The 773-nt window shown below is 63.8% G+C and carries 1 protein-coding gene; it reads left to right on the top strand.

From position 1 onward, the window contains the following. On the top strand, positions 1-773 hold a 773-nt coding region (locus EOA60_RS35460; RefSeq protein ID WP_164899898.1), incomplete at both ends, for a DMT family transporter.

The following is a 773-nucleotide window of genomic DNA, read 5'->3' as shown; positions in this document are numbered from 1 at the left end:
GCGCGGCATTGCGCTGAAGATAGTCTCCGTGGCGGTCTTTGTCGGCATGCAGACCTGCATCAAGGCGGCCGGCGCCGTGCCCGCCGGACAGATCGTCTTCTTCCGCTCCTTCTTCGCCATCTTGCCGATCATCGCCTTTCTGGCCTTCAAGGGACAGCTCGCTACCGCATTCACCACGAAACGGCCGTTCAACCACATCGCGCGCGGCGTCGTCGGCGTCGGCGCCATGGGGCTCGGCTTCTTCGCGCTGACCAGGTTGCCACTTCCCGAAGCGATCACGCTGAATTATGCCCAGCCGCTGCTGGTCGTGGTGTTCTCTTCGATCTTCCTGGGCGAGACGATCCGCGTCTATCGCTGGACCGCGGTCGCCTTCGGCCTCGTCGGCGTGTTTATCGTTTCCTGGCCGGAACTGACGCTGTTGAATTCCGACGAGGCGCTCGACGACCAGGAGGTGCTTGGCGTCATGGCGGCGCTGATCGCCGCGGCGATCTCGGCCGTCGCCATGCTTCTGGTACGCAATCTCGTGCAGACCGAGAAGACGGCGACCATCGTGCTGTGGTTTTCCTCGACGGCGAGCGTGCTGGCGCTGCTCACCCTGCCTTTCGGCTGGCAGATGCTGACGCCGATGCAAGCCGCGCTGCTTGTCATGGCCGGCTTCTGCGGCGGGCTCGGTCAGATCCTGATGACGGCCGCCTACCGCCACGCCGAGGCTTCGGTCGTGGCGCCTTTCGAATATAGCTCGATGATTCTCGGCGTCGTCATCGGCTATCTTG

It is taken from the genome of Mesorhizobium sp. M1A.F.Ca.IN.020.06.1.1, assembly GCF_004023265.1.
Classification (GTDB): domain Bacteria; phylum Pseudomonadota; class Alphaproteobacteria; order Rhizobiales; family Rhizobiaceae; genus Mesorhizobium.
This window is presented reverse-complemented; position numbering and strand designations above follow the sequence as displayed.